We start from the raw sequence: 20,254 nt of genomic DNA, 5'->3' as shown, positions 1-20,254 counted from the left end.
GAGCAGCAGCGGGAGCAACAGGTGGCGGGGCCAGCGAAGGCGGAGCGACATGGAGGGCGGACCTCTGGGCAAGGAAGGGGCGTGGGCGGCCAGGGCCCGCGTCCGACAAGGATGGGGAGACAGCGGTGCGCGGCGGGGTTCAGCGCACCCGGACGGCCGTGCGACGACCCGGCTCGACCTCGACACTCATGCGACGCTTCACCTCACCGTTGACGCGGACCTCCACGCGGGCGGGGCCGGCGGGGAGGTTCTGGGCGACCAGCGGCGGAAAGCCATAGGGACGGTTGTTGACCCAGACCTCGCCGTAGAGGGCCGGGGAGGTGATGTCCAGCTCACCCCGGCCCGTCGCGGCGACCTTCGCCACTTCGGGCGCGGCGGCGGCCACGGGTGCGGCGGCGGCCACTGGCGCGTGGGCGGCGGGAGGCTCCACGGCGGCGGCGCCAGGCGCGGTGACGGCGGCCACGGGCGAGGTGGGCGCTGCGGGCCGCGTGACGACGGGCGTGAGCTGCGCGCTGACGTCGCGATTGATGGAGTGCACCGCGTCCTCCTCCAGCTCCACCGTCTCCTCCACCAGCTTCCGGTCTCCCTGCGCGAGCGCCACGCGGTACGTCCCGGCGCGCAGGGGCAGCCGCGCGGGCGTCATGTCCACGGCCTTCCCATCCACCTGGACCACGAGGCCCGGCGGCGTGGACGTCACCAGCAGCAGGCCGCCGCGAGGCTCCTCCTGCACGGCGGGCTCCTCCTTGGGCTGCGTCCGCGCCGCCGAGGCCGTCTTGGAGGCGCGCGTCCGGGCCGCCTGTCGCGCCGGGGGCTCTCGCGTCGCCTTGGCCTGCTCCGTGCGTCCCCGGTTGCGCTCGCGCGACTGGAGGTCGGTGGCGATGCGCAAGAGCTCCACCAGGTCTCCGCCGGGCGTCTTGCGCAGGCTCAGCGCCTCGGTGAACTCGCTGACGGCCGTGTCGTAGTCGCGGTCTTCCAGGGCGGCGAGTCCTGCGGCGCGGCGCGCGCGGGCCAGTCCCTCGCTCGCGTCATCCACCGGAGCCACGGGCGGGGGCGGAGGCGGGGTGGCTGTCGCGGCCTGCGTCGGAGGCGTGACGGGAGCGGTAGCGGTGGTGGGAATGGCGTCCGTCGCGCGGCGTTTGCGCACCACCACGTAGGCCATGGCGTTGAGGGCGAGGGTCCCGACGACGATGACGGCAATCCAGGTCTTCTGTTTCATCCGCTTCTCGGTCTCACCGCACGCGCCACATCAGCCCGGGCACGAAGGCCGTCCGCTTCAGACGACGACGAAGTACCAGAACAGGGCACTGGCGCAGGCCGCGGCTCCCGCGGTCAGCACGACGGGCCAGGGGAAGGGCGGCTCGTCCAGGTCCACGGGGATGGACACGGGAAGCACCGCCACGGGGCTGCGCATGGTGGGCGAGGTCCGCTCCTCCACGGGGGGCGGGAGGCGCGAGACGGGGCTCGGCGTGCGCTCGAAGGGGAGGCCGCCGCCGGACATTCCGGACATGCCGCTGCCGGGCGACGAGCCGAACGCGGACAGCGCCGTGGCGTGCTGGCCCGTCGTGTCGGCGGGGAACAGCGACGTCACCAGCGAGGCCAGCTCGCGCCCGCCTGACGTCCACTGCTGCGCGGCGCGGAAGCGCTCCAGGTCCATCGCCAGCTCGCGGGCGCTCTGGTAGCGCGCGTCGGGCTCCTTCTCCAACAGGCGCAGGATGATGCGCTCCAGCTCCGGCGAGAAACCCGGTGACACCAGCGACGGAGCAGTCACCTGCACCTGGGTGGCGGCGACGATGGTCTGCTCCACCGTCTCACGCTTGAACAGGCGGCGCCCGGTGGACGCCTCGTAGAGGACGATGCCCAGGGAGTAGAGGTCCGAGCGATGGTCCAGCTCCCGGTTCGTAATCTGCTCCGGGGACATGTACGCGTACTTGCCCTTCACCACGCCCACGCTGGTGCGCTCCACATTCACCGCGCTCTTCACGATGCCGAAGTCGGCCAGCTTGATGATGCCGTCGCGCGACACCAGCACGTTGCCCGGCGTGACGTCGCGGTGCACCAGCTTCAGCGGCGTGCCGTCCGGCAGCGTCTTCGAGTGCGCGTACGCCAGCGCGTCCGCCACCGCGATTCCCACGTCCACCGCCACCCGCTGGCCCAGGGGGAAGTGCGACTTCCACGCGTGCCGCAGCACCCGGTCCAACGCCTGCCCCTGAATCCACTCCATGGCCAGGTAGTACTGGCCATCAATCTTCCCGAAGTCGAAGACCTGCACGATGTTCGGATGCGTCAGCAGCGCGGCGACCTTCGCCTCGTCCGCGAACATCCGGCTGAACGCCTCCAGGTTGGCGTACTCCGGCAGCACCCGCTTGATGACACACGGCTTGGAGAAGCCGTCCGGTCCGTCGATGGAGGCCAGGAAGATGTGCGCCATCCCGCCCGCCGCGAGCCTTTGCAGAATTCTGTATTTCCCGAAATAGACATCTTCAACGGGAACCGGCACTGGCGCGTCGAGCCTGTCCAACTGTCGCCTCAGGAATTAGCTGTAAGGCGAGAAAGATACAGTTGGTTTACCTACCCCACAAGTTCGCGACCCTCAGGGTGTCAAGCCATTTGGGAATCAAACATTGGGAGTGAGGTGGGTCATCCGCGTCTCGGTTTGCTCCGCGTCTTGCGACGGCGTTTCCGTGCGGGCGACGGAGGGGTGACTTCGGCGAAGCGGAGGCCGGAGACGCCCGCGTGCTCCAGGGCCTCCTTGATTCCCTCGGAGACGATGAGGCTGACGGGCCAGCCCCAGGTGCGCAGCACGCGAGCGCCCTGCGTCTTCGTCGCGTCGATGCGCAGGCCGCGGACGGTGCGGTAATGACCCACGCGCTCCGGTGGGCCGTCCTCGGCGGTGTAGTGGGAGACCTCCGCGCAGGCGCGTTCATCCAGGCAGGGGATGAGGCGGGTGGCGACGAGGATGAAGAAGGGCTCGGGCTCGCCTTCGACTTCCACGGGGATGAGCTGAACGTCCTCCGGGGCCAGCTCCCGGAAGATGGAGGCCACGGTGGCGTGGACGATGGGGGTGAGGCCCGCGCCCGCCAGGGAGAAGTCCAGGGGGCGGCCGGGAGGCTCGGCGGTCAGCTTCAGCCGGCCCTGGTGCGACACCGGGGCGCCAGAGGTGAAGGACCAGACGGAGCGTGGCTTCTTCCCGTCCAGGGCCACCGGGTCGCTCAGCTCGCGCCGGGCCGGGTTGCGGAAGTCGTCGTGCAGGTCGAAGTAGCGGGACGCGCGCCCTGGCTGCTGCGAGGCGCGGCGGGCGGCGGGTGCTCGGCGGGCGCTGTCCGGAGCCTCCTCGGAAGGTACCGCGCCGCCGCGTGGAGTCCCTTCGTCGGAGCTCGGACCCGGGATGCTCCGCGCGAGCAGCCGGAGCGCTTGGGTGAGCCGCCTGAACATCCGGCGATGTTACTTCGCCCGTCCCGGGTGGGAGCGAGCGGAACGTGAGGGGCCCGGTCCGCTGCCCGCTCCGCGTCCCGCCAGCCCGCGCTACCAGGACGTGTGGAGCGCGTACTGGCCGGCGCGGGTGTCCAGGCTGAGGAAGGAGAACTGGCCCTCCGAGCATGTGCCGCTGTTGAGGAACAGCCGGCTGCCGTGCTCCACCTTCATGCCCAGGTGGGTGTGGCCGGTGACGACGACGTCCGCGGCGCTGTCGCTGGCCCGCGCCAGGGCCCACTGCTGGAAGGTGCACCGCGCCGGGTCCGGCAGCGCGTGCGAGAGCCGGGCGTCCAGCGCCTTGAACATGCGGAACATCGCGCGCAGGTGCATCCGCCGCAGCCACCCGCCCGCCCACACCGAGGCCTCCGAGAACCAGCGCGCCTTGCGGATGACCCAGTCGTGGTGGTGCCCGTGGGTGAACAACATCCGGATGCCGTCGGCCTCGAGCACCAGGTGCTCCGGCGCGCCGAGCGCCGTGCCGGAGACGAGGTCATGGTTGCCGTGGACGTAGTGGTACTGGGGCTCGGCGAAGCGGCGCACCAACTCCGGGTGGGCGGCGCGCGCGGCCGCCAGCTCGGCCGCCTGGTGTCCAGGGGCCCGCGAGGTGAGCGTTTCGAAGATGTCGCCCAGGAGGACGATTCGCTCGAAGTTGCCCTCCAGCACGCGCAGGAAGCGGGCGAACGAGGAGTCCTCGTGGCCGAAGTGGTCCGCCACGTCGCGTCTGCCCAGGTGGAGGTCTGAAATCACCGCGATGTGCATGAGGCACTCCCTCCCCGTGCATTGGCAAGGTCGGGGGACCCTGTCCAGAAGGAACCAGACCAGCGCTTCCCCGCAAAGCTGCGCATGCACGTCGCATTCGTCCACGACTCGAAGGTCCCGATTTCGATTTGCAATCGTGTTCTTTTGACACTAAGACTGTGTAGACAATACACGAAGCAGCGAGGGGCGGGCGCATGGTCATCGGGTACATGAAGGCGGCACCGACGTCGTATGTGATTCAGTTCGAGGGAGGCACGGTGGTGCGGGAGGGGGCGGGGCTCTCGTTCTTCTACTGGAAGCCGTCGGCGACGTTGGTGAGCGTGCCCTTGTCGAGCGTGGACGTGCCCTTCGCCTTCAACGAAATCACCCGGGACTTCCAGGCGGTGACGCTGCAGGGGCAGCTCACGTACCGGGTGGCGGACGCGCGCAAGCTGGCGGCGCTGCTGGACTACTCGTTGGCGTCATCGGGGCGGCACCGCTCGGAGGACCCGGAGAAGCTGCCGGAGCGGCTGGTGCAGGTGGCGCAGGTGCGCGCGCGCACGGTGGTGCAGGGGATGGTGTTGCGCGAGGTGCTGGTGGGCGCGCAGACGATTGAAGCCCAGGTGCTGGCGGCGCTGTCGACGGCGGAGCCCATCCGGGCGCTGGGGGTGGAGGCGATGGCGTTCTCGCTGTTGTCCGCGAAGCCGACGCCGGAGATGGCCCGGGCGCTGGAGGCCGAGGCGCGCGAGGGGCTGCAGCGTCAGGCGGACGAGGCCGTCTACGCGCGGCGCAACGCGGCGGTGGAGCAGGAGCGGCGCATCAAGGAGAGCGAGCTGGCGACGGAGCTGGCGGTGCAGGAGCGCCAGCGGCAGCTTCGCGAGGCGAAGATGGCGGGGGACATCGCGGTGGAGGAGCAGCGCTCGGCGCTGATGGAGCGCTGGGCGCAGAACGAGAAGCAGGCCGCCGACGCGCGGGCCTACGCGCTGGAGAAGACGCTGGCGCCGGTGCGCGGGGTGGACTGGAAGACGCTGATGGCGACGTCCGTGAATGGTGGGGACCCGGCGCTGAACATCGCGCTCGCCTTCCGGGAGATGGCGGAGAACGCGCACCGCATCGGCGAGCTGAACGTGTCGCCGGACCTCTTGAACTCGCTGATGAGCGGCGCGGGCTCGAAGCCGCCGAGGGACACCGCGCGCAACACCCCACACGGGCCTCCCCGCGAGCGCTGAGCCACGACGAGGGAGGGCCGGGTCATGTACGAGAAAATCCTGCTCGTCACCCGCCGCACGCGGCTGGCGGGGCTGGTGGAGCGCTTCAACACGAAGAAGCAGGCGAAGTTCTACGTGGAGCACGCGGGGCAGGACTTCGAGGAGTTCGAGCGCGAGGACGAAGCGTACCTGCGCGCGGTGGACCGGCTCCGCGACTCGCTCAACGTAGGGCTTCCGGTGCAGCAGGTGGACCGGGGCCTGGTGCCCACCTTCCTCTTCAGCGGGAAGGAGGTTGTCGTCGTGGCGGGGCAGGACGGCCTGGTGGCGAACGTGGCCAAGTACGTGGGCGAGCAGCCGCTGGTGGGCGTGAATCCGGACCCGGAGCGCTTCGACGGAGTGCTCTTGCCCTACGAAGTCGCGGGGGCGCGTGGCGCGGTGCGCAAGGTGCTCGAGGGCAAGGCCCGGGTGCGCGGCGTCACGCTGGCGGAGGCGCGGTTGGAGGACGGGCAGCGGCTGTTGGCCTTCAACGACTTGTTCATCGGCGCGAGGACCCACGTGTCGGCGCGCTACAGGTTGAGCCATGGCGGACACGAGGAGTCGCAGTCGTCCAGTGGCGTGCTGGTGTCCACGGGCGCGGGCTCCAGCGGGTGGCTGTCCTCCGTCTTCACGCTGGCCCGGAGCCTCACCGCGCAGACGGGCGGCGTGCCCGGGGAGGCGTGGCGGCTGGCGTGGGAGGAGCCCCGGCTGGCCTTCGTGGTGCGCGAGCCCTTCGTGAGCCGTCACTCGGGCGCGGAGGTGGTGGGCGGCTTCGTGACGGCGGAGCAGGAGCTGGTGCTGGAGTCGCGGATGCCGTCGGGGGGCGTCATCTTCAGCGATGGCATGGAAGAGGACTTCCTGGTTTTCGGCGCGGGGGCGCGGGCGCACATCCGTCCGGCCCGACAGCGCGCGCGGCTGGTGGTGGGCTGAGTTTTCCGGAGGCCGTGTTCCTCGCGTTATGGTGAGGCCTCACGGACGCACGGGGCGTCCCGCGCTGGAACACGCACGAGGAGAGGCTCATGGCCAGGACACTCGCGGTGATGACGTCTGGCGGGGATTCGCCGGGGATGAACACGGCGCTGCGCGCGCTGGTGCGCGTGGCGGCGGTGCGCGGCGTGCGCGTGCTGGGCGTGGAGTTCGGCTACGAGGGGCTGATGGAGGGCCGCTTCCGCGAGCTGACCCGGCCCGACGGCGAGGGCGGTCCGCTGGTGCCGGAGCCGGAGCTGGATGCGAGCGGCCAGTTGGGTGGGACCATCCTGGGCAGCGCCCGCAGCCAGCGCTTCATGACGCCGGAGGGACGCGCGGACGCGGCCCGGCGCCTGGAGGACTTGTCGGGGCTTGTCGTCATCGGCGGCAACGGCAGCCTCACCGGCGCGCACCTGCTGGCGCGTGAGTGCAAGACGCCCATTGTCGGCATCCCCGCGTCCATCGACAACGACATCGGCTGCAGCGCGTCCGCCATCGGCGTGGACACCGCGCTCAACACGATTGTCGAGGCGTGCGACCGCATCTCCGACACCGCGCGCGCCCACCGCCGCGCCTTCATCGTCGAGGTGATGGGGCGGCACTGTGGCTACCTCGCCATGGCGGCGGCCGTCTCCGCGGGCGCCGACGCGGTGCTGTTCCGGGAGCAGGGGAGGGGAGAGGCGGACATCCTCCAGGCGCTGGAGGACCTGGTGCGGCGCAACCTGGCGGAGGGGCGCACCAAGCGGCGCGTCCTGGTGCTGAAGGCGGAGGGCGTGGAGCTGCCCACGACGCTGCTCGTCTCGCGGCTCCAGGAGCGCTTGAAGGACATGAAGGGCGTGGAGGCGCGCGGCATGGTGCTGGGCCACCTGGTGCGCGGCGGCAGTCCCACCCACCATGACCGGATGATCGCGGGCCGGCTCGCCTTCGCCGCCGTGGAGGCCGCGCTGGAGGGCGCCACGGACTTGATGGTGGGCTGGCAGTCCACGGTGCCCGGCGGCCAGACGACACCGGACCCGTATGTGAAGCGCTATCCGCTGGAGCAGGTGCTGTCGGAGACGGCGGCGCTGCTGGATGGCAGCAGCCCCGTCACCCAGCGGCGTGTGCGGATGATGGAGTCCGTGCAGGGCGTGCTCGCGCTGTAGTCCGCGCGCGAGCGCCCGGTGCTCCTTCACCTCGCGCCCTACGTGACAGTCACGACGACTTCGGGGCACTTCAGCGCCGCGTCGTGGTAGTCGCCCGCGAGCGCGGGGACCTTCGCCTGCTCCGAGGTGACGTCCATCAGCGGCCCCCGGAAGGTGATGCGGTAGGTGCCCGGCTCCTGGAGCCCGTACGCGGGCGCCACGTCCACGCGGCCCTCCACCGACTCGCCCGGAGCGAGGGTGGCGTAGGAGGAAGCGTCCGGCGGCGCGCGCTTCACCATGGGTCCGCCGTAGGACAGCTCGGAGGCGGCGCCGTCGCGCGACACCTGGAAGATGTCGTTGCGGATGCCCTCCAGCGGCGTGTGCCACTTGAGCACGTACAGGGGCTCCTTCGTGGGGTTGGTGAGCTTGAACACCAGCTCCACCGGCTCGCCCGCCTTCACCTGGGCGGGGCCTGTCAGCGCGCACTCCAGCGTCTTCGCCACGGCTGCCTCCTCCTGCGTCCGCGCATCCGCTGGCGGTGCTGTCTCTTCCTTGCGCGTCGCACAGCCAGACCCGGTGATGGCCAGGGTCAAAAGCGCGATGCGGCCCACGTGTCCACGCGTCATGGATTCCTCCGAGCTCGAAGACGGCGCGGGGCCCCATGCCTCGCGCCTTCCACAAAAGAAAACGGGGGCGCCGGCCGCACCCCCGCTTCCCTTCACATCATGTCAACGAAGGCCTGTCACTGCTGCGCGGGGGTGTTCTCCGCGAAGTACTCGTGGCTGTCCGCGTTGTCGCGGGCGCGCGCGGAGTTGGAGCTGGTCAGGCTGCGGCAGGCGCTCTGGCCGTAGGCCCAGTCATCCGTGTCCGACACCGCGGTGAAGTGGCTCATCTCGTGGACCAGCGTGCCACCCTTGGAGTCGGTGCCGGACATCGGCGCGCTCCAGAAGGCGTTGCACACGTAGATGCGGTACGGCTGGTTCTTGTAGACGTACGCGTAGGCGCTGTCCGAGCACGCGCAGTCGACGATGACGTTGCGGGTGTCGAAGGCGCTCTTGATGGCCGCGTAGTGCGCCTTGATGGTGCTCAGGTTGGACGCGTTGTTCGGGCCGAACCACGTGGTGAAGCGCGGGCCGATGGTGCCGTTGAGGTAGTTGACGGAGTTGTTCGTCATCGACTGCGCGGTGGAGAACGCCGTCGACACCGTGGAGGCGGGACGCGAGCCCGTGCAGCTCGACGTGGACAGCGCCTGCGCGGAGACCGAGTCCGTGCCCCAGGCCACCGGCGCCTGGAACTCACGGCCTTCAATGAACAGCTCCACGCTGTCGGAGCGCAGCTGGGACACGCCCTCGTGGCCCACGTCCGAGTGGTGACCATCCGAGTCGTAGCGGATGCTGTAGCTGCCCGTCTTCGAGAAGTCGTAGATGGTGCCCAGGTCCACCGTGTACGAGACGCTCTCCCCGGCCGCCAGGCGCAGGAAGTCCGTCGTCACCGGCGTGGCCCACTTGTAGTGACGGCCGTTGTACTCCGCCTTCGCGCCGTCCACCGTCACCGCGAACAGGTCCTCCTTGAGGCCGTCCGTCGGCGTGTGCCACTTGAGCAGCCGCACCGTGTCCTTCGCCACGTTGGTGAGCGTCACCGTCACGCTCACGCTCTCTCGGGCCGCCAGCGACGAGCGCGGCACCGACAGCTTCACCGCCACGTCTCCGGCGACGGCATCTCGCGCCGACTCGCCCTCGGTGGGCACTTCACCCGCGCGCTCCTCCGGAGCACCACAGGCACCCAGCAGCGAGACACTGACAACTGCACCCATCCACCAATTGAGGCGACCACCTGAGCTGAAGCTCATGTCGGGGACTTCCTTTCGGGGGGATACTTTTGGGAGTGACTTCGCGGAGTACGCGGCGGTCCTCATTCAGAGAATGCGGCCCTGTCGCGATATCCACTTTATAGCCCCGCCCGAGGAATCCCGTCCAGACCCCGACAGCCAGGTGCGACTAGGGCCGGGCGTACGACACGAGCAGGGCCACCATGCACGCGGCGTAGCCGAGCACGACGGGGCCGAGCGCGAAGAGGACCGTGTCGTAGAAGCTTTCGGTTTGGGGGGTCATGGCGGTGTTCCTTGCGTCGTGCCGCGCGGTCATCGCGTGGCATCCGGACACAACAGCAAGGCCTGGGCCATGAGCGTTGCGCGGGTGGAAACCCAGGCGCATCGCGGGGTTGGCGCGGTGGGGCGGGTCGCGCGGCCGGTTTCGCCGCGCGGGCTGTTCGCGAATGGGACGCGCGCGTGCGGCCTCGACATTGGAGGCCCGCGCACGCGCTCCGTTCGCGTCACTTCCCTGCGGCGGGCCCGCTTCCAGCGGCGAGGGAGCGGACGAGCTCCAGGGAGCGCCGCACGTGTTCGCCCACTCGAACCTGGGATTCGAAGCTGTCGCGAATGACTCCGGCGCGGTCCACGACGAACGTCACGCGGCCGGGGAGCAGGCCCAGGAAGGAGGTGCCGACGCCAAAGGCCTCGCGCGCCTCGCCCTTCTCGTCGCTCAACAGCACGAAGGGCAGGCGGTGCTTGGCGGCGAAGCCCTGGTGGGACGCGGAGGAGTCACCGCTGATGCCCACGACTTCCGCGCCCGCCGCGACGAAGTCCTCGTACTGGTCCCTCAGGCCGCACGCCTGCACGGTACAACCCGGCGAGTCGTCCCGCGGGTAGAAGTAGACGACGAGCACCTTCTGCCCGGAGAGGTCGCGCAAGCGCACCGGCTGGTTGCCCGCTCCCGTCAACGTCACGTCCGGCAGCGCATCCCCGGCTTTCAGCAGCTTCTGCTTCGCCACGCAGTCCTCCCGCATCGCCGGAGGTGGGGGCCCGGCGCGCCCCAAGTTCCGGCAGTCAACCATGCCCCGAGAGGAGGGGCGAGCTTGCGGACGAGCCCTCCTGTCAGGTGAGGCGGCTGCTCCCTCGCTGTCCGAGGGTGTGAGGAGCGTGGGCGCGCGCTTGTTGGCGCCGAGCACCTTCACCCTCCACGCCGCATCTCATATTCGTGGGGGATGCGAATGGCGCTCCCCCGTCCGGCAGGCGACAGCCCTTCGCGAGGCCGGACCCGAAATTTCGGGCACGGGAGGCAACTGCGTCTTACCTTTCGAGACAAGACGTGAGAGCTTATCCAGGGTACAGGGCGGAAACTTTCGCCGGAGTTGCGCAACTTCGTGTTCAGGCGTAGGACGCGATCTCCGGGGGGTTGGTCAGGAGTGAACATGGTCGGCCTCGTCGTCGCATCGCACGGGCGTTTGGCGGAGGAGCTGGTCTCCACCGCGGAACAGATCGTGGGGAAACTCCCCGCGGTGGCAACCTGCAACATCGAGCCGGGGACTCCCGTTGAGGACATCCGCGCGAAGATGAAGCAGGCGGTGTCGCGCGTGGACACCGGTGACGGTGTCATCATCCTCGCGGACCTGTTCGGAGGTACGCCCTGTAAGGAGTCGCTGATGATGTGTCAGCGCATGAACCTGGAGGTCCTGGCGGGCGTCAACCTGCCCATGCTCCTCAAGGCGAACTCGCTCCGTTCCGAGCAGCTCACCCTCCCTGAGATGGCCAACCAGCTGGCATCCCATGGTCAACGCAACATCACCTGTGCATCCGCCCTGCTTCGCGAGGCCCAGCAGCAACCGCGAACTTGACGGACCCGCGCGGGTCGGCGATTCGAGACTGCCGTGATCACCCTGGTCCGCGTCGACAACCGCCTCATCCACGGCCAGGTCGTCGAGGCCTGGCTACCCCACCTCAAGGTGTCCCGCGTCGTGGTCGCGGATGACGAGGCTGCCTCCAGCCCGCTCATCCGCGCCGCCATGGCGCTGGCGGTGCAAAGCGCCATCGAGGTGCAGATCCTCCCCCTCTCCCAGGTGGACTTCGCGGCCCTGTCCAAGGACGGGGTGCGCACGCTGGTGCTCCTGCGCGACGTGGCCTCGGTGCCCTTCGCGTACGCGCACGGGCTGAGCCTGGGCGAGCTGAACCTGGGCAACGTCCACTTCGGCACCGGCCGGCGGCAGGTGTCCCCGTCCGTGTTCCTGGCGGAGGCGGAGCTGCGCACGCTCCAGCAACTGGCGGAGCAGGGCGTGCGGGTGGAAGCGCGCGCGGTGCCCGCGGAGAAGCCGGTGGAGCTGCCGGACCTGTCCGAGCGGTGGGCGAAGGCCGGGTGAGCGCGTGAGCGTCGTCTGGACCCAGGTGGCGCTGGCGGGAGTGTGGGGCGGACTGGTGGCCGTGGAGCGCAAGGCGTTCCTCCAGGCCATGCTGTCCCGGCCGCTCGTCGCCGCCACCGTCATGGGGCTGCTCCTCAATGACGTGCCCTCCGGGCTGGGCGTGGGCCTGTTGCTGGAGCTGTTCTTCCTGGGCACCGCCAACCTGGGCGCGGCGCTGCCGGAGAACGACACCCTGGCGGCCACCGCCACCAGCGCCGCCGCGGCCACGATTACGCTGGCCTCCGGCGCGGGCTCCACGCCGGCCATCTGGTCGCTGGCGGTGCTGCTCTTCATCGGCATGGGAAGGGTGGGGCGGCGCGCGGACCGGCTCCTGGAGGGCTACTCGGCCCGGCTGGCGCGGGTGGCCCTGGCGTCCGCGGAGACGGGCAACCTCACGCGCGCCATGCGGCAGAACCTGTGGGGCATGTGGCCGCACTTCGTGGTGTACGGCGTGCTGACGTCGCTGTGTGCGCTCGCCGGCTTCTTCGCGGAGCCGATGCTCCAGGAGATGCCCCCCATGCTGGTGCGCGGGCTGGCGTGGGCCTGGCCCGCGATGGCCTCCGTGGCCGCCGCCATCGCCGCGCAGGGCAGCCACGCCAGGCGGGCTCCCCTCTACGCGGCGCTGGGCGCGGCGGCCGTCACTGTCACCGTGGTCTTCTTCCTGCTCCAGGAGCGCTCGTGAGCGCTCCGGACACCGCGCTGCCCTGGACGGTGCTGCTGCGCGTCTTCATGCGCTCGCTCTTCCTCCAGGCGTCGTGGAACCCCAAGGGCATGCAGAACCTGGGGCTGGCCTACGCCGTCTTCCCCGCACTGGAGCGGCTGTACGCGTCAGGCACCGCGCGCGAGGAGGCCGTCCGCCGGCACCTGGTCTTCTTCAACACCCACCCGTACGTGGCCGCGGCCATCGTCGGCGGGGTGGTGTTCCACGAGGAGAGAATCGCCCGGGGCGAGGAGACGCCCGACAAGGTGGTGGCCTTCAAGGCGGCGCTGATGGGGCCGCTGGCCGCGCTGGGGGACGGCTTCTTCTGGCTGTCGCTCAAGCCCGCGGCTGGCGCGGTGGGCGCCGCGCTGGTGCCGCTGATGGGGCTGTGGGCGGTGCCGGTGTTCCTGCTGTTCTACAATCTGGTCCACATGCTCCTGCGGGTGCGGTTGTACTGGCTGGGGCTCACCCTGGGAGACCGGCTGGTGGAGGCGGTGGCGCGGGCCAACCTGCCGGCGCGAGGGGCGCGGCTCAGGACGGTGGCGGCGCTGTGCGCTGGCGGGCTCGCGGCCTGGCTGGCGGTGTCCTTCGGGGCCAACGCGGGCGGGGCCCATGCGCCCCTGCTGGCGGCCGGGTGCCTGGCCCTGGGGGTTGCATCCTACGTGCTGGTCAGCCGTCGGGTGCCCAACTACGTGGTGCTCTACCTCGCGGCGATTCTGGCTGGCGCGGCGGGTGCCTTCCTTTAGGTAAGACGAGAGGTAGGAGTCGCGATGTCAACGGTGGCCGAAGGAACATACGAGATCATCAACGAGCTGGGGCTGCATGCCCGGGCGGCGGCGCAGATGGTCAAGGTGGCCAATCGCTTCAAGAGCGACGTCTTCATCGAGGCCGAGGGTCAGAAGGCCAACGCCAAGTCCATCATGGGGGTGCTGATGCTGGCGGCCGCCCAGGGGTTCAAGGTGAAGGTGACGTGTAAGGGAGACGACGCCGAGGCATGTCTCCAGGAGTTGGCAAAGCTCATCGCCGACCGTTTTGGCGAGTCGAAGTGACGGGTGAGAATGCAAACGCGGTAGGACGCGGAGGAAAGAAAGACACGTGAGCAGCCAAGCCACTCCCACACTGAGGTTGATGGGCATCGGCGCCTCACCCGGCGTGGCGGTCGGCCACGCCTTCATCCTGGACCGCAAACGCATCCGCACGCCGAAGCTGAGGCTGGCGGAGGCGGAGGTCGAGCCCGAGCGGATGAGGATGAAGACGGCGGTGGACCTGTCCGACCGCCAGCTCGCCGAGCTCAAGGAACAAATCACGCGCACCGAGGGCTCCGACCACGCCCTCATCCTGGAAGCGCATCGGCTGATGCTCCATGACCCGATGCTGGTGGACGCGGTCAACCAGCTCATCGTCGAGGACCGCATCAACGCCGAGTGGGCCGTCCGCCGCGTGGCGCGCAAAATCAAGCACCTGTTCGACAACATCCCGGACGAGTACTTCCGCGAGCGGCGCTCCGACGTGGACTACGTCGCCGACCGCATCATCCGCAACCTGATGGGCCAGGTGGTGGACGAAGAGGTGGAGGTCCCCGCGGAGGCCATCGTCGTCGCACACGACCTGCCTCCGGCCGACGCCGCGATGATGGCGCGCAGCGGCCGGGTGGCGGGTTTCGTGACGGACCTGGGTGGCCAGACGAGTCACACGGCGATTGTGGCCCGGGCGCGCGAGACGCCCGCCGTGGTGGGCGCGGGAAGGGCCAGCGAGCAGATTTCTCCCGGGGACCTGGTGGCCATGGACGGCACCCGGGGCATCATCCTGGTCAACCCCACGGAGGAGCAGCTCCAGAGCTTCCGCGACGAGCAGCGCCGGCATCAGGAAGCCGAGCAGGTCGCGTTGGCGACGAAGGATTTGGAGGCCATCAGCACGGACAGCTTCCGCATCCGGCTCAATGGGAACATGGAGTTCCTGGAGGAGATTCCGTCGCTCCTGGCGCACGGCGCGGAGGGCATTGGCCTGTACCGCACCGAGTTCATGTTCCTGGACCGGAAGACGGCGCCGACGGAGGAGGAGCACTACCGCGCCTACCGTCAGGTGCTGGAGGCCATGGGCGGGCGCCCCGTCACCATCCGCACGCTGGACTTGGGCGGCGACAAGGTGCCGGGCAAGACGAAGCACGAGAAGGAGCCCAACCCGGCGATGGGCCTGAGGGCCATCCGCTACTGCCTGTCCAACCGCGACCTGTTCCGCACCCAGCTCCGCGCGCTCCTGCGCGCCAGCGTGCACGGCAACCTGCGGCTGATGTTCCCCCTCATCTGCGGGGTGAGCGAGCTGCGCGAGGCCCGGAGCGAGCTGGAGGCGTGCCGTACGGAGCTTGGCCGCGCGGGCGTGCCCGTGGGCAAGCGCTTCCCGGTGGGAATCATGGTGGAGACGCCGAGCGCGGCCATCATCGCGGACCGGCTGGCGCAGGAGGCCGACTTCTTCTCGGTGGGGACCAACGACCTCATCCAGTACTCGCTGGCCATCGACCGCCAGAACCGCGAAGTGGCCTACCTCTACCGGCCGCTGCACCTGTCCGTGCTGCGCATGCTGGACACCATCGTCGCCGCGGCGAAGGCCGCCAACATCCCCGTGTCCATGTGCGGGGAGATGGCGGGAGACCCGCTCTACACGCTGGTGCTGCTGGCGCTCGGCTTCGACGAGCTGTCGATGACGTCGGGGCAGATTCCGGCCGTGAAGCGCTTCATCCGCCGGGTGAGTCGGGTGGACGCGTCGGTGCTGCTGCGCGAGGCGATGGAGCTGACCACCGCCGAGGAAATCGAGCGCTTCATGCGCACGGAGATGGACCGGCGCTTCGTCGACACGGTGGAGCGTACCGAACCCGTGCACGCCAGCACCGCGCCGTCCGGGCGCACCACGGGCTGAAGCACCGCGTCCTCCGCCGGGGCGCGGTGCGGGGGCCTGTTCCCCTGCCTGCCCGGCGGGAGGCCCGTGCCGAGGCGCGTGGGCCATGCCCAGCTTTCAGGTCGAGCAGGTCAACACCTGACCTGGGAGGCGGGCGTGTTCAATCCAGCGGACATCCAGCAGGGCATGACGGCGCGGGACAGGGATGGGGAGAACCTGGGCCTCGTCGTCTCGGTCGACGCGGCGGGCTTCGTCATCGAGAAGGGCGGCTTCTTCCACCGCGACTGCCGGGTGGCCTTCTCGGACGTGTCGGACATCGACCGGGATGACGTGTACCTGCGCGAGGACCTGGCGAGCCTTCCAGGCGTCAGACCGGACGTGCTGGAGGCGCGCGGAGAGACGGCCCGTCACGCGGCCCTGTACCACGACGTGACGGGAGCGCTTGTGGGTGTCGCCCCCGTCGACAGGGTGCGGTCCCGCGCGGACGGAGGAGCGGTGGCCCTGGCGGCCGGGGACGATGACGTGCCGCAAGGGGTGCTGGTGGGCCGGCCCGCGGAGCATGCCGAGGAGCGCCGGCTCGAGCCCGAGGACAATCCTTCCGGGCGCCACGCGGGCCCTCCGTCCGAGGGAGACTCGCACACGCGTCGTTGAGTTTCTCCCGCGAGCGTCCACGAGGGTGGGGCTTGGCGACGGATCCCCTCGCCAGCGCGCCGGCTGCGGGTGATTCAGCCCGGTCGCGAGCGTCCACGAGGACGGAACTGGCGACGGGTCCTCTCGCCAGCGCATCGGCCACGGGGGATTCAGTTCCGTGCGTCCACGAGGGCGGGGCCTGGCGACGGGTTCCCTCGCCAACTCGCCGGCCGGAGGTGATTCAGTCCCATGCGTCCTCGTCGTCGGAGGCCGAGGGGATGGAGCCCTCCACCTTCAGGCCCCGCTTGATGCGATGGCGTCGGATGGCGCGCTCCACGGGGCGCAGGCCCGCGAGGGCCAGCAGGGCGATGACCACCGTGGTGCCGGCCGCCCAGTGGAAGCCCATGCCGGTGGCCAGGCCCACCGAGGCGGTGAGCCACAGGTTCGCCGCCGTCGTCAGTCCCTTGACGTGTCCCCTGTCACGGATGATGGCGCCCGCGCCCAGGAAGCCGATGCCCACCACCACCTGACTGGCGATGCGGCTGATGTCCGCGTTCGAGCCCTTCGGGGAGTCGCTGCCCAGCGTCCACTCGACGAAGACGCTGGCCAGCGTGAAGAGACACGCGCCCAGGGACACGAGGATGTGCGTGCGCAGCCCGGCGGCCTGTCCGCGCAGCTCCCGCTCCAGGCCGAGCACGGCGCCGAGCAGCGCCGCGACGCCGAGCCGCAGGGCGATGAGTTTCTCATCCACGTGGGACGAGCCTACTCACCCAGCTCGATTTTCTCGTCCTTGTCCGCTTCCGTCAGTTCGGGATTGGGCAGCGTCTCCAGCGTGGCCGCCAGCAGCTTCGTGGTGGGCACGACGTAGGGCGCCACCTCCTCGCCCAACTCCTGGCTGAACTTCGTCACGCGCGCCGCGTAGTCCTCGTCGCTCGAGCTCCAGCTCCCCGCCGCCTCCGCCGCCCAGACCTCCTGGCCGTCGGTGCACCGCAACAGCTGCGCCTTCACCTCGGCCTCCGCGCCGTCGCCCTTGAGGCTGATGCTCGGGTCCAACCAGAGCACGCCCTCCACGCCCTCCACGCACAGCCCCTTGAACGTGGTGTCCGCGGGCCGGCCCGGCAGCGCGACGTTGTCCTTCACGATGAAGTCGCGGTTCTGGTTCACCCACTGGCGGGCGATGAGCGTCCACAGCTCACCCACCGCGGGCTTCTCGTCGGGCAGCGGCTGCGCCACCACCACCAGCCGCTTCGTCGCCTTGCGGTCCACCTGGGCGTAGTCGCCGCGCACGCGGTGCGTCTTCACCGCGGAGCAACCCGCCAACAGCCCCAGCCCGAGCAGGGGCGCCCATCGCATCATCCTCATGATGTCCCTCTCCCGGCCCCCTTCATGGAAGGGGGCCTCGTGTTACCGCACCGTGTACCGCGTGCCTCAGGCCGCTCGCGTGGAGCTGTCCTCACCGCCGCCGGACTGGGGCGTGTTTCCTCCCCGGGACGCCTCGCGCTGACGCCGGTCGTGCATCAGCTGCATCACCGCGGCCAGCACCGTGAAGGACACCACCAGCGTGGTGATGAGGCCGATGCAGGCCACCATGCCCATGGAGCGCAGGCCGTTGTGCTTGGCGGCCAGCAGCGCGGCGAAGCCCGCCACCGCCGTCAGCGTGGAGGACGCCACCGCCGCGCCCACGCTCCTCAGCGCGACGAGCGGCGAAGTGCCTTCCAGGAAGCGATGCAGGAGGTACAGGCCGTGACTCACCCCGAAGCCCAGGAGGATGGGCAGGATGATGATGTTCATGAAGTTCAGCCGCAGGCCCGTCAGCGACATGATGCCGAGCATCATCGCCACGCCCACGCCCAGCGGAATCACCGACGCCAGCGCCAGCTTCGCGTTGCGGAAGTCCAGGAAGTGCATGGCGAGAATCCACAGCGCCGTGAGCACCACCGTCACCTTGCCGTCCCAGAGGACGATGCGCGCAAGCTTCGCGTACAGCTGCGTGGCGCCCGCGGCCCGGAACTCCTTCTGCGCGGTGGGGCCCGGCGGGTCGAAGTCGTCCTTGTCGAAGCGGCCCGGGTTGTACGTGACGGGGATGCCGCGCGTCTCGTCGGCGAACTGCATCATCTTCTGGCCGTCGAACAGGTCCACGCTCGAGTAGATGAACGTGAGGTAGCCCTTGTTCTGCGCGGTGGGCAGGTTCTTGAACTGGGCCTTGTAGTTGTCCGGCACGCCGTGCACGTCGAAGGGCTTCGCATCCAGCACCTTCATGAAGAACGTGGCCTTGTCCTGCATGTCCGGCGGGAGCGCGGAGATGGAGAAGCCGCGCGCCTCCAGATTCGCCATGTCCTGCTTCCACTCCTGGAGCACCTTCTCGTTGGCCTTCGCCGTCGCCTCGGGCGGAACGAAGGTGAAGATGCTCACCACCTGGTCGATGGACGGGTACTTGTGCGCGTTCTGCGTCAGCTCCCGGTACACGCCCTCGGCCTCGTCCAGGTCCTTGGTGTAGACGGCCATCGGGTCGCTGGAGATGTTGAAGCGGACGTTGATTTCGTCCTGCAGCAGCACCGACGACATGCCGTCCGGGATGAGCGCGCGGGTGTTGTAGTTGAAGCCCACGCCGTGCTTCACGCGGTCGAAGAAGCCGAGCGCGCCCTCGGGAGGCTCGCCCGTGCCCGCCCAGGGAACGGCGGCGGCGCAGATGAGCGCGACGATGGCGGTGCTCACGCCCAGCACCAGGCCGGGACGGGGGATGCGCAGCTCCTGGCCGCTGATGGCGGAGTTGACCGGCGGCGGCTTCATCTCGCCGATGAGCTTCTTGGGCCACTCCGGGTTGATGCGGCCGACCAGCGCCAGCAGCGACGCGCTCCACACGAAGAGCGTCAGGCCCAGGATGAGCGTGCCGCAGCCGGCCAGGAAGCCGAACTGGGAGAAGCCGCGGAACTCGCTGACCATCAACACGAAGAAGGAGCCACCCGTGACGACGGCGGCCACCGCCGCGGGGCGCCCCGCGTTGACGAAGGCGTCGATGATGGCCACGTCGTACGGCTTGCCCGCGCCCAGCTCCAACCGCGTGCGGAAGGTGAAGTGGATGCCGTAGTCGATGCCGAACCCCATCAGGATGCCGCCCAGGATGGAGGTGATCATGTTGAGCTCACCAATCGTCGCGTAGGTGAAGCCCAGCGTATAAATCGTCCCAATCACCGTGCCGCTGACGACGATGAACGTCGGCGCCAGCTTGCGGAAGAAGAGGATGGTGATGGCGAAGATGGTCACCAGCGCGATGACGGTGACGGGCTGCAGCGACTCCTCAATCGCGAAGGAGTCGTCCACCGTCGTCTTGTACGAGCCGGTGTAGCCGTAGGCGATGGTCTGCGAGTCGCCCATCAACTTGTAGTCCTCGACCAGCTTCACCTTGCCGGCCTGCGTGGAGTACGCGGCCAGGTCCTTGTTGAGCTTGTCGAGGTAGTCCTTCGTCTTGCCAATCTCCGTGGTGTCCCACATCGGCTTGACGAGGATGAGCACCATCTTCTTGTCGCTGGAGATGTTGTAGTCGTCGCGGATGCTCTTCTTTCCGACGGACGAGTACTTGTCGACCAGGTCCTGCATGTCCAGCTCCACCGGCTTGGTGGCGCCCATGTCGATGTAGAAGGGGTTGCTGCGGCGCAGCTTGTCCTCGAGGAAGGCCATGATGCGGCGCTTGCCCTCGACCAGGTCCTCCGTCTTCACGAAGAGGACCATGTTCTGCTGGATGAACTCGACGGGCAGCTTGTAGGAGACGGTGCGGACGTTCTCCTTGTCGGCCTCGAGCATCCCGGCGATGTCGTCCGCGGTCCGCTTCATCGCGGCCTCGTCCGTCGAGCGCAGGGCGACCATCAGGAAGCCGCTGCCCCCCACCATGTCGATGACCTGCTTGACGTCCTTCACCTCCGGCAAATCCTGGGAGATGAGGTCGAGCTGGTTGGAGTTGATGCGCAGCTTCAGCGTGGCCCACGTGGACACGGCGAGCAGGGTCAGCAGTACGGCCAGGATGGTGCCTGGACGACGGACCAGCAGCTCGGCGAAGGCGTAGGCGAAGCGAGAATGCGAGTTCGGGTTTCGAGGAGCGCCACTCATTCGCGGGCGACCCTACCGACAAACGCGCTGCCCCGGAAGCACGGCCCACCTGCCCGCCCGGCTTCCGGGCCCCGGGGAAACCCCGGAAGCGGCCCCGGGAATAATTGACAGGGGGCCAGGCGAGCCCTCAGTGCCCCCCCCTCCACGGGGAGTACGGC

At 69.4% G+C, this 20,254-nt stretch carries 20 protein-coding genes; 10 read left to right on the top strand and 10 right to left on the bottom strand.

Annotated features, from left to right (window positions below; translation table 11 throughout):
- Positions 1-139: 139 nt before the first annotated feature.
- The 4 genes from HUW62_RS35075 to HUW62_RS35060 all read right to left on the bottom strand — a co-directional run bounded on the left by HUW62_RS35075 (position 140) and on the right by HUW62_RS35060 (position 4,230).
- Positions 140-1,216, bottom strand: coding sequence for a PEGA domain-containing protein (locus tag HUW62_RS35075; RefSeq protein WP_176436896.1), 1,077 nt, complete (start codon positions 1,214-1,216; stop codon positions 140-142).
- Positions 1,217-1,273: 57 nt separating this feature from the next.
- Entirely contained in the window at positions 1,274-2,497 is a 1,224-nt protein-coding gene (locus HUW62_RS35070) for a serine/threonine-protein kinase (protein ID WP_368670547.1), read from the bottom strand.
- Positions 2,498-2,637: 140 nt separating this feature from the next.
- The gene (locus tag HUW62_RS35065; protein WP_163863937.1) at positions 2,638-3,432 is read right to left on the bottom strand and encodes a DUF1629 domain-containing protein; all 795 of its coding nucleotides are present in this window, start codon (positions 3,430-3,432) and stop codon (positions 2,638-2,640) included.
- A 90-nt stretch (positions 3,433-3,522) separates the two neighbouring features.
- Positions 3,523-4,230, bottom strand: a complete 708-nt coding sequence (locus tag HUW62_RS35060) for a metallophosphoesterase family protein (RefSeq protein WP_163863936.1) — start codon at positions 4,228-4,230, stop codon at positions 3,523-3,525.
- A gap of 194 nt (positions 4,231-4,424) precedes the next feature.
- On the opposite strand from HUW62_RS35060, the gene HUW62_RS35055 reads away from it, so the two are divergent.
- The 3 genes from HUW62_RS35055 to HUW62_RS35045 all read left to right on the top strand — a co-directional run bounded on the left by HUW62_RS35055 (position 4,425) and on the right by HUW62_RS35045 (position 7,561).
- Positions 4,425-5,438, top strand: a complete 1,014-nt coding sequence (locus HUW62_RS35055; RefSeq protein WP_176436894.1) for an SPFH domain-containing protein — start codon at positions 4,425-4,427, stop codon at positions 5,436-5,438.
- 24 nt (positions 5,439-5,462) lie between these two features.
- Entirely contained in the window at positions 5,463-6,383 is a 921-nt protein-coding gene (locus HUW62_RS35050) for an NAD+ kinase (RefSeq protein WP_163863934.1), read from the top strand.
- A gap of 89 nt (positions 6,384-6,472) precedes the next feature.
- A complete protein-coding gene (locus tag HUW62_RS35045; protein ID WP_163863933.1) occupies positions 6,473-7,561 on the top strand; it encodes a 6-phosphofructokinase in 1,089 nt (362 codons plus the stop codon).
- Positions 7,562-7,599: 38 nt separating this feature from the next.
- Here the strand turns inward: HUW62_RS35045 and HUW62_RS35040 are convergent, their stop codons facing one another.
- The 3 genes from HUW62_RS35040 to HUW62_RS35030 form a co-directional block, all read right to left on the bottom strand.
- On the bottom strand, positions 7,600-8,166 hold the full coding sequence (locus tag HUW62_RS35040) for a protease (RefSeq protein WP_163863932.1): 567 nt from the start codon (positions 8,164-8,166) through the stop codon (positions 7,600-7,602).
- Positions 8,167-8,282: 116 nt separating this feature from the next.
- On the bottom strand, positions 8,283-9,389 hold the full coding sequence (locus HUW62_RS35035) for a M35 family metallo-endopeptidase (RefSeq protein WP_176436893.1): 1,107 nt from the start codon (positions 9,387-9,389) through the stop codon (positions 8,283-8,285).
- A gap of 482 nt (positions 9,390-9,871) precedes the next feature.
- Positions 9,872-10,369, bottom strand: coding sequence for a peroxiredoxin (locus HUW62_RS35030; RefSeq protein WP_176436892.1), 498 nt, complete (start codon positions 10,367-10,369; stop codon positions 9,872-9,874).
- Between the two features lie 420 nt (positions 10,370-10,789).
- Between HUW62_RS35030 and HUW62_RS35025 the strand changes: the two genes are divergently transcribed.
- The 7 genes from HUW62_RS35025 (at position 10,790) to HUW62_RS34995 (ending at position 16,013) form a co-directional block, all read left to right on the top strand.
- On the top strand, positions 10,790-11,212 hold the full coding sequence (locus tag HUW62_RS35025) for a PTS sugar transporter subunit IIA (protein WP_141647100.1): 423 nt from the start codon (positions 10,790-10,792) through the stop codon (positions 11,210-11,212).
- A 33-nt stretch (positions 11,213-11,245) separates the two neighbouring features.
- Positions 11,246-11,731, top strand: coding sequence for a PTS sugar transporter subunit IIB (locus HUW62_RS35020; RefSeq protein ID WP_163863929.1), 486 nt, complete (start codon positions 11,246-11,248; stop codon positions 11,729-11,731).
- A gap of 4 nt (positions 11,732-11,735) precedes the next feature.
- Positions 11,736-12,452, top strand: coding sequence for a PTS sugar transporter subunit IIC (locus HUW62_RS35015; RefSeq protein ID WP_163863928.1), 717 nt, complete (start codon positions 11,736-11,738; stop codon positions 12,450-12,452).
- The gene (locus HUW62_RS35010) at positions 12,449-13,216 is read left to right on the top strand and encodes a PTS system mannose/fructose/sorbose family transporter subunit IID (RefSeq protein ID WP_163863927.1); all 768 of its coding nucleotides are present in this window, start codon (positions 12,449-12,451) and stop codon (positions 13,214-13,216) included. The genes HUW62_RS35015 and HUW62_RS35010 overlap by 4 nt, the downstream gene beginning before the upstream one ends.
- Before the next feature lie 24 nt (positions 13,217-13,240).
- Positions 13,241-13,519 carry an HPr family phosphocarrier protein gene (locus HUW62_RS35005; protein ID WP_163863926.1) on the top strand — a complete coding sequence of 93 codons (279 nt, stop codon included), beginning with the start codon at positions 13,241-13,243 and terminating at the stop codon, positions 13,517-13,519.
- A 46-nt stretch (positions 13,520-13,565) separates the two neighbouring features.
- Positions 13,566-15,383 (top strand): phosphoenolpyruvate--protein phosphotransferase, encoded by a 1,818-nt coding sequence (ptsP, locus tag HUW62_RS35000; RefSeq protein WP_163863925.1) that lies wholly within the window; start codon positions 13,566-13,568, stop codon positions 15,381-15,383.
- A gap of 135 nt (positions 15,384-15,518) precedes the next feature.
- Positions 15,519-16,013, top strand: coding sequence for a hypothetical protein (locus tag HUW62_RS34995; RefSeq protein WP_176436891.1), 495 nt, complete (start codon positions 15,519-15,521; stop codon positions 16,011-16,013).
- Positions 16,014-16,233: 220 nt separating this feature from the next.
- Here HUW62_RS34995 and HUW62_RS34990 read toward each other — a convergent pair whose 3' ends face one another.
- The 3 genes from HUW62_RS34990 to HUW62_RS34980 all read right to left on the bottom strand — a co-directional run bounded on the left by HUW62_RS34990 (position 16,234) and on the right by HUW62_RS34980 (position 20,096).
- Positions 16,234-16,743 (bottom strand): MgtC/SapB family protein, encoded by a 510-nt coding sequence (locus HUW62_RS34990; protein ID WP_176436890.1) that lies wholly within the window; start codon positions 16,741-16,743, stop codon positions 16,234-16,236.
- A gap of 11 nt (positions 16,744-16,754) precedes the next feature.
- Positions 16,755-17,354, bottom strand: coding sequence for an MXAN_6521/LA_1396 family lipoprotein (locus HUW62_RS34985; RefSeq protein ID WP_163863923.1), 600 nt, complete (start codon positions 17,352-17,354; stop codon positions 16,755-16,757).
- Positions 17,355-17,420: 66 nt separating this feature from the next.
- Positions 17,421-20,096: an RND family transporter gene (locus HUW62_RS34980; protein ID WP_163863922.1), complete on the bottom strand. Its 2,676-nt coding sequence runs from the start codon at positions 20,094-20,096 to the stop codon at positions 17,421-17,423.
- Positions 20,097-20,254 lie beyond the last annotated feature (158 nt).

Origin of the sequence: Myxococcus sp. AM011 (genome assembly GCF_013372595.1) — a bacterium.
Classification (GTDB): Bacteria; Myxococcota; Myxococcia; order Myxococcales; family Myxococcaceae; genus Myxococcus; species Myxococcus eversor.
The sequence above is the reverse complement of the archived record's forward strand: the minus strand, read 5'-3'. Positions and strand labels throughout refer to the sequence as shown.

What these genes read in the sequence shown, in the direction of transcription:
- HUW62_RS35075 (WP_176436896.1), bottom strand. Translation starts at nt 1,216, where the DNA reads ATGAAACAGAAGACCTGGATTGCCGTCATCGTCGTCGGGACCCTCGCC.
- HUW62_RS35065 (WP_163863937.1), bottom strand. Translation starts at nt 3,432, where the DNA reads ATGTTCAGGCGGCTCACCCAAGCGCTCCGGCTGCTCGCGCGGAGCATC.
- HUW62_RS35060 (WP_163863936.1), bottom strand. Translation starts at nt 4,230, where the DNA reads ATGCACATCGCGGTGATTTCAGACCTCCACCTGGGCAGACGCGACGTG.
- HUW62_RS35055 (WP_176436894.1), top strand. Translation starts at nt 4,425, where the DNA reads ATGGTCATCGGGTACATGAAGGCGGCACCGACGTCGTATGTGATTCAG.
- HUW62_RS35050 (WP_163863934.1), top strand. Translation starts at nt 5,463, where the DNA reads ATGTACGAGAAAATCCTGCTCGTCACCCGCCGCACGCGGCTGGCGGGG.
- HUW62_RS35045 (WP_163863933.1), top strand. Translation starts at nt 6,473, where the DNA reads ATGGCCAGGACACTCGCGGTGATGACGTCTGGCGGGGATTCGCCGGGG.
- HUW62_RS35040 (WP_163863932.1), bottom strand. Translation starts at nt 8,166, where the DNA reads ATGACGCGTGGACACGTGGGCCGCATCGCGCTTTTGACCCTGGCCATC.
- HUW62_RS35035 (WP_176436893.1), bottom strand. Translation starts at nt 9,389, where the DNA reads ATGAGCTTCAGCTCAGGTGGTCGCCTCAATTGGTGGATGGGTGCAGTT.
- HUW62_RS35025 (WP_141647100.1), top strand. Translation starts at nt 10,790, where the DNA reads ATGGTCGGCCTCGTCGTCGCATCGCACGGGCGTTTGGCGGAGGAGCTG.
- HUW62_RS35005 (WP_163863926.1), top strand. Translation starts at nt 13,241, where the DNA reads ATGTCAACGGTGGCCGAAGGAACATACGAGATCATCAACGAGCTGGGG.
- HUW62_RS34985 (WP_163863923.1), bottom strand. Translation starts at nt 17,354, where the DNA reads ATGAGGATGATGCGATGGGCGCCCCTGCTCGGGCTGGGGCTGTTGGCG.
- HUW62_RS34980 (WP_163863922.1), bottom strand. Translation starts at nt 20,096, where the DNA reads ATGAGTGGCGCTCCTCGAAACCCGAACTCGCATTCTCGCTTCGCCTAC.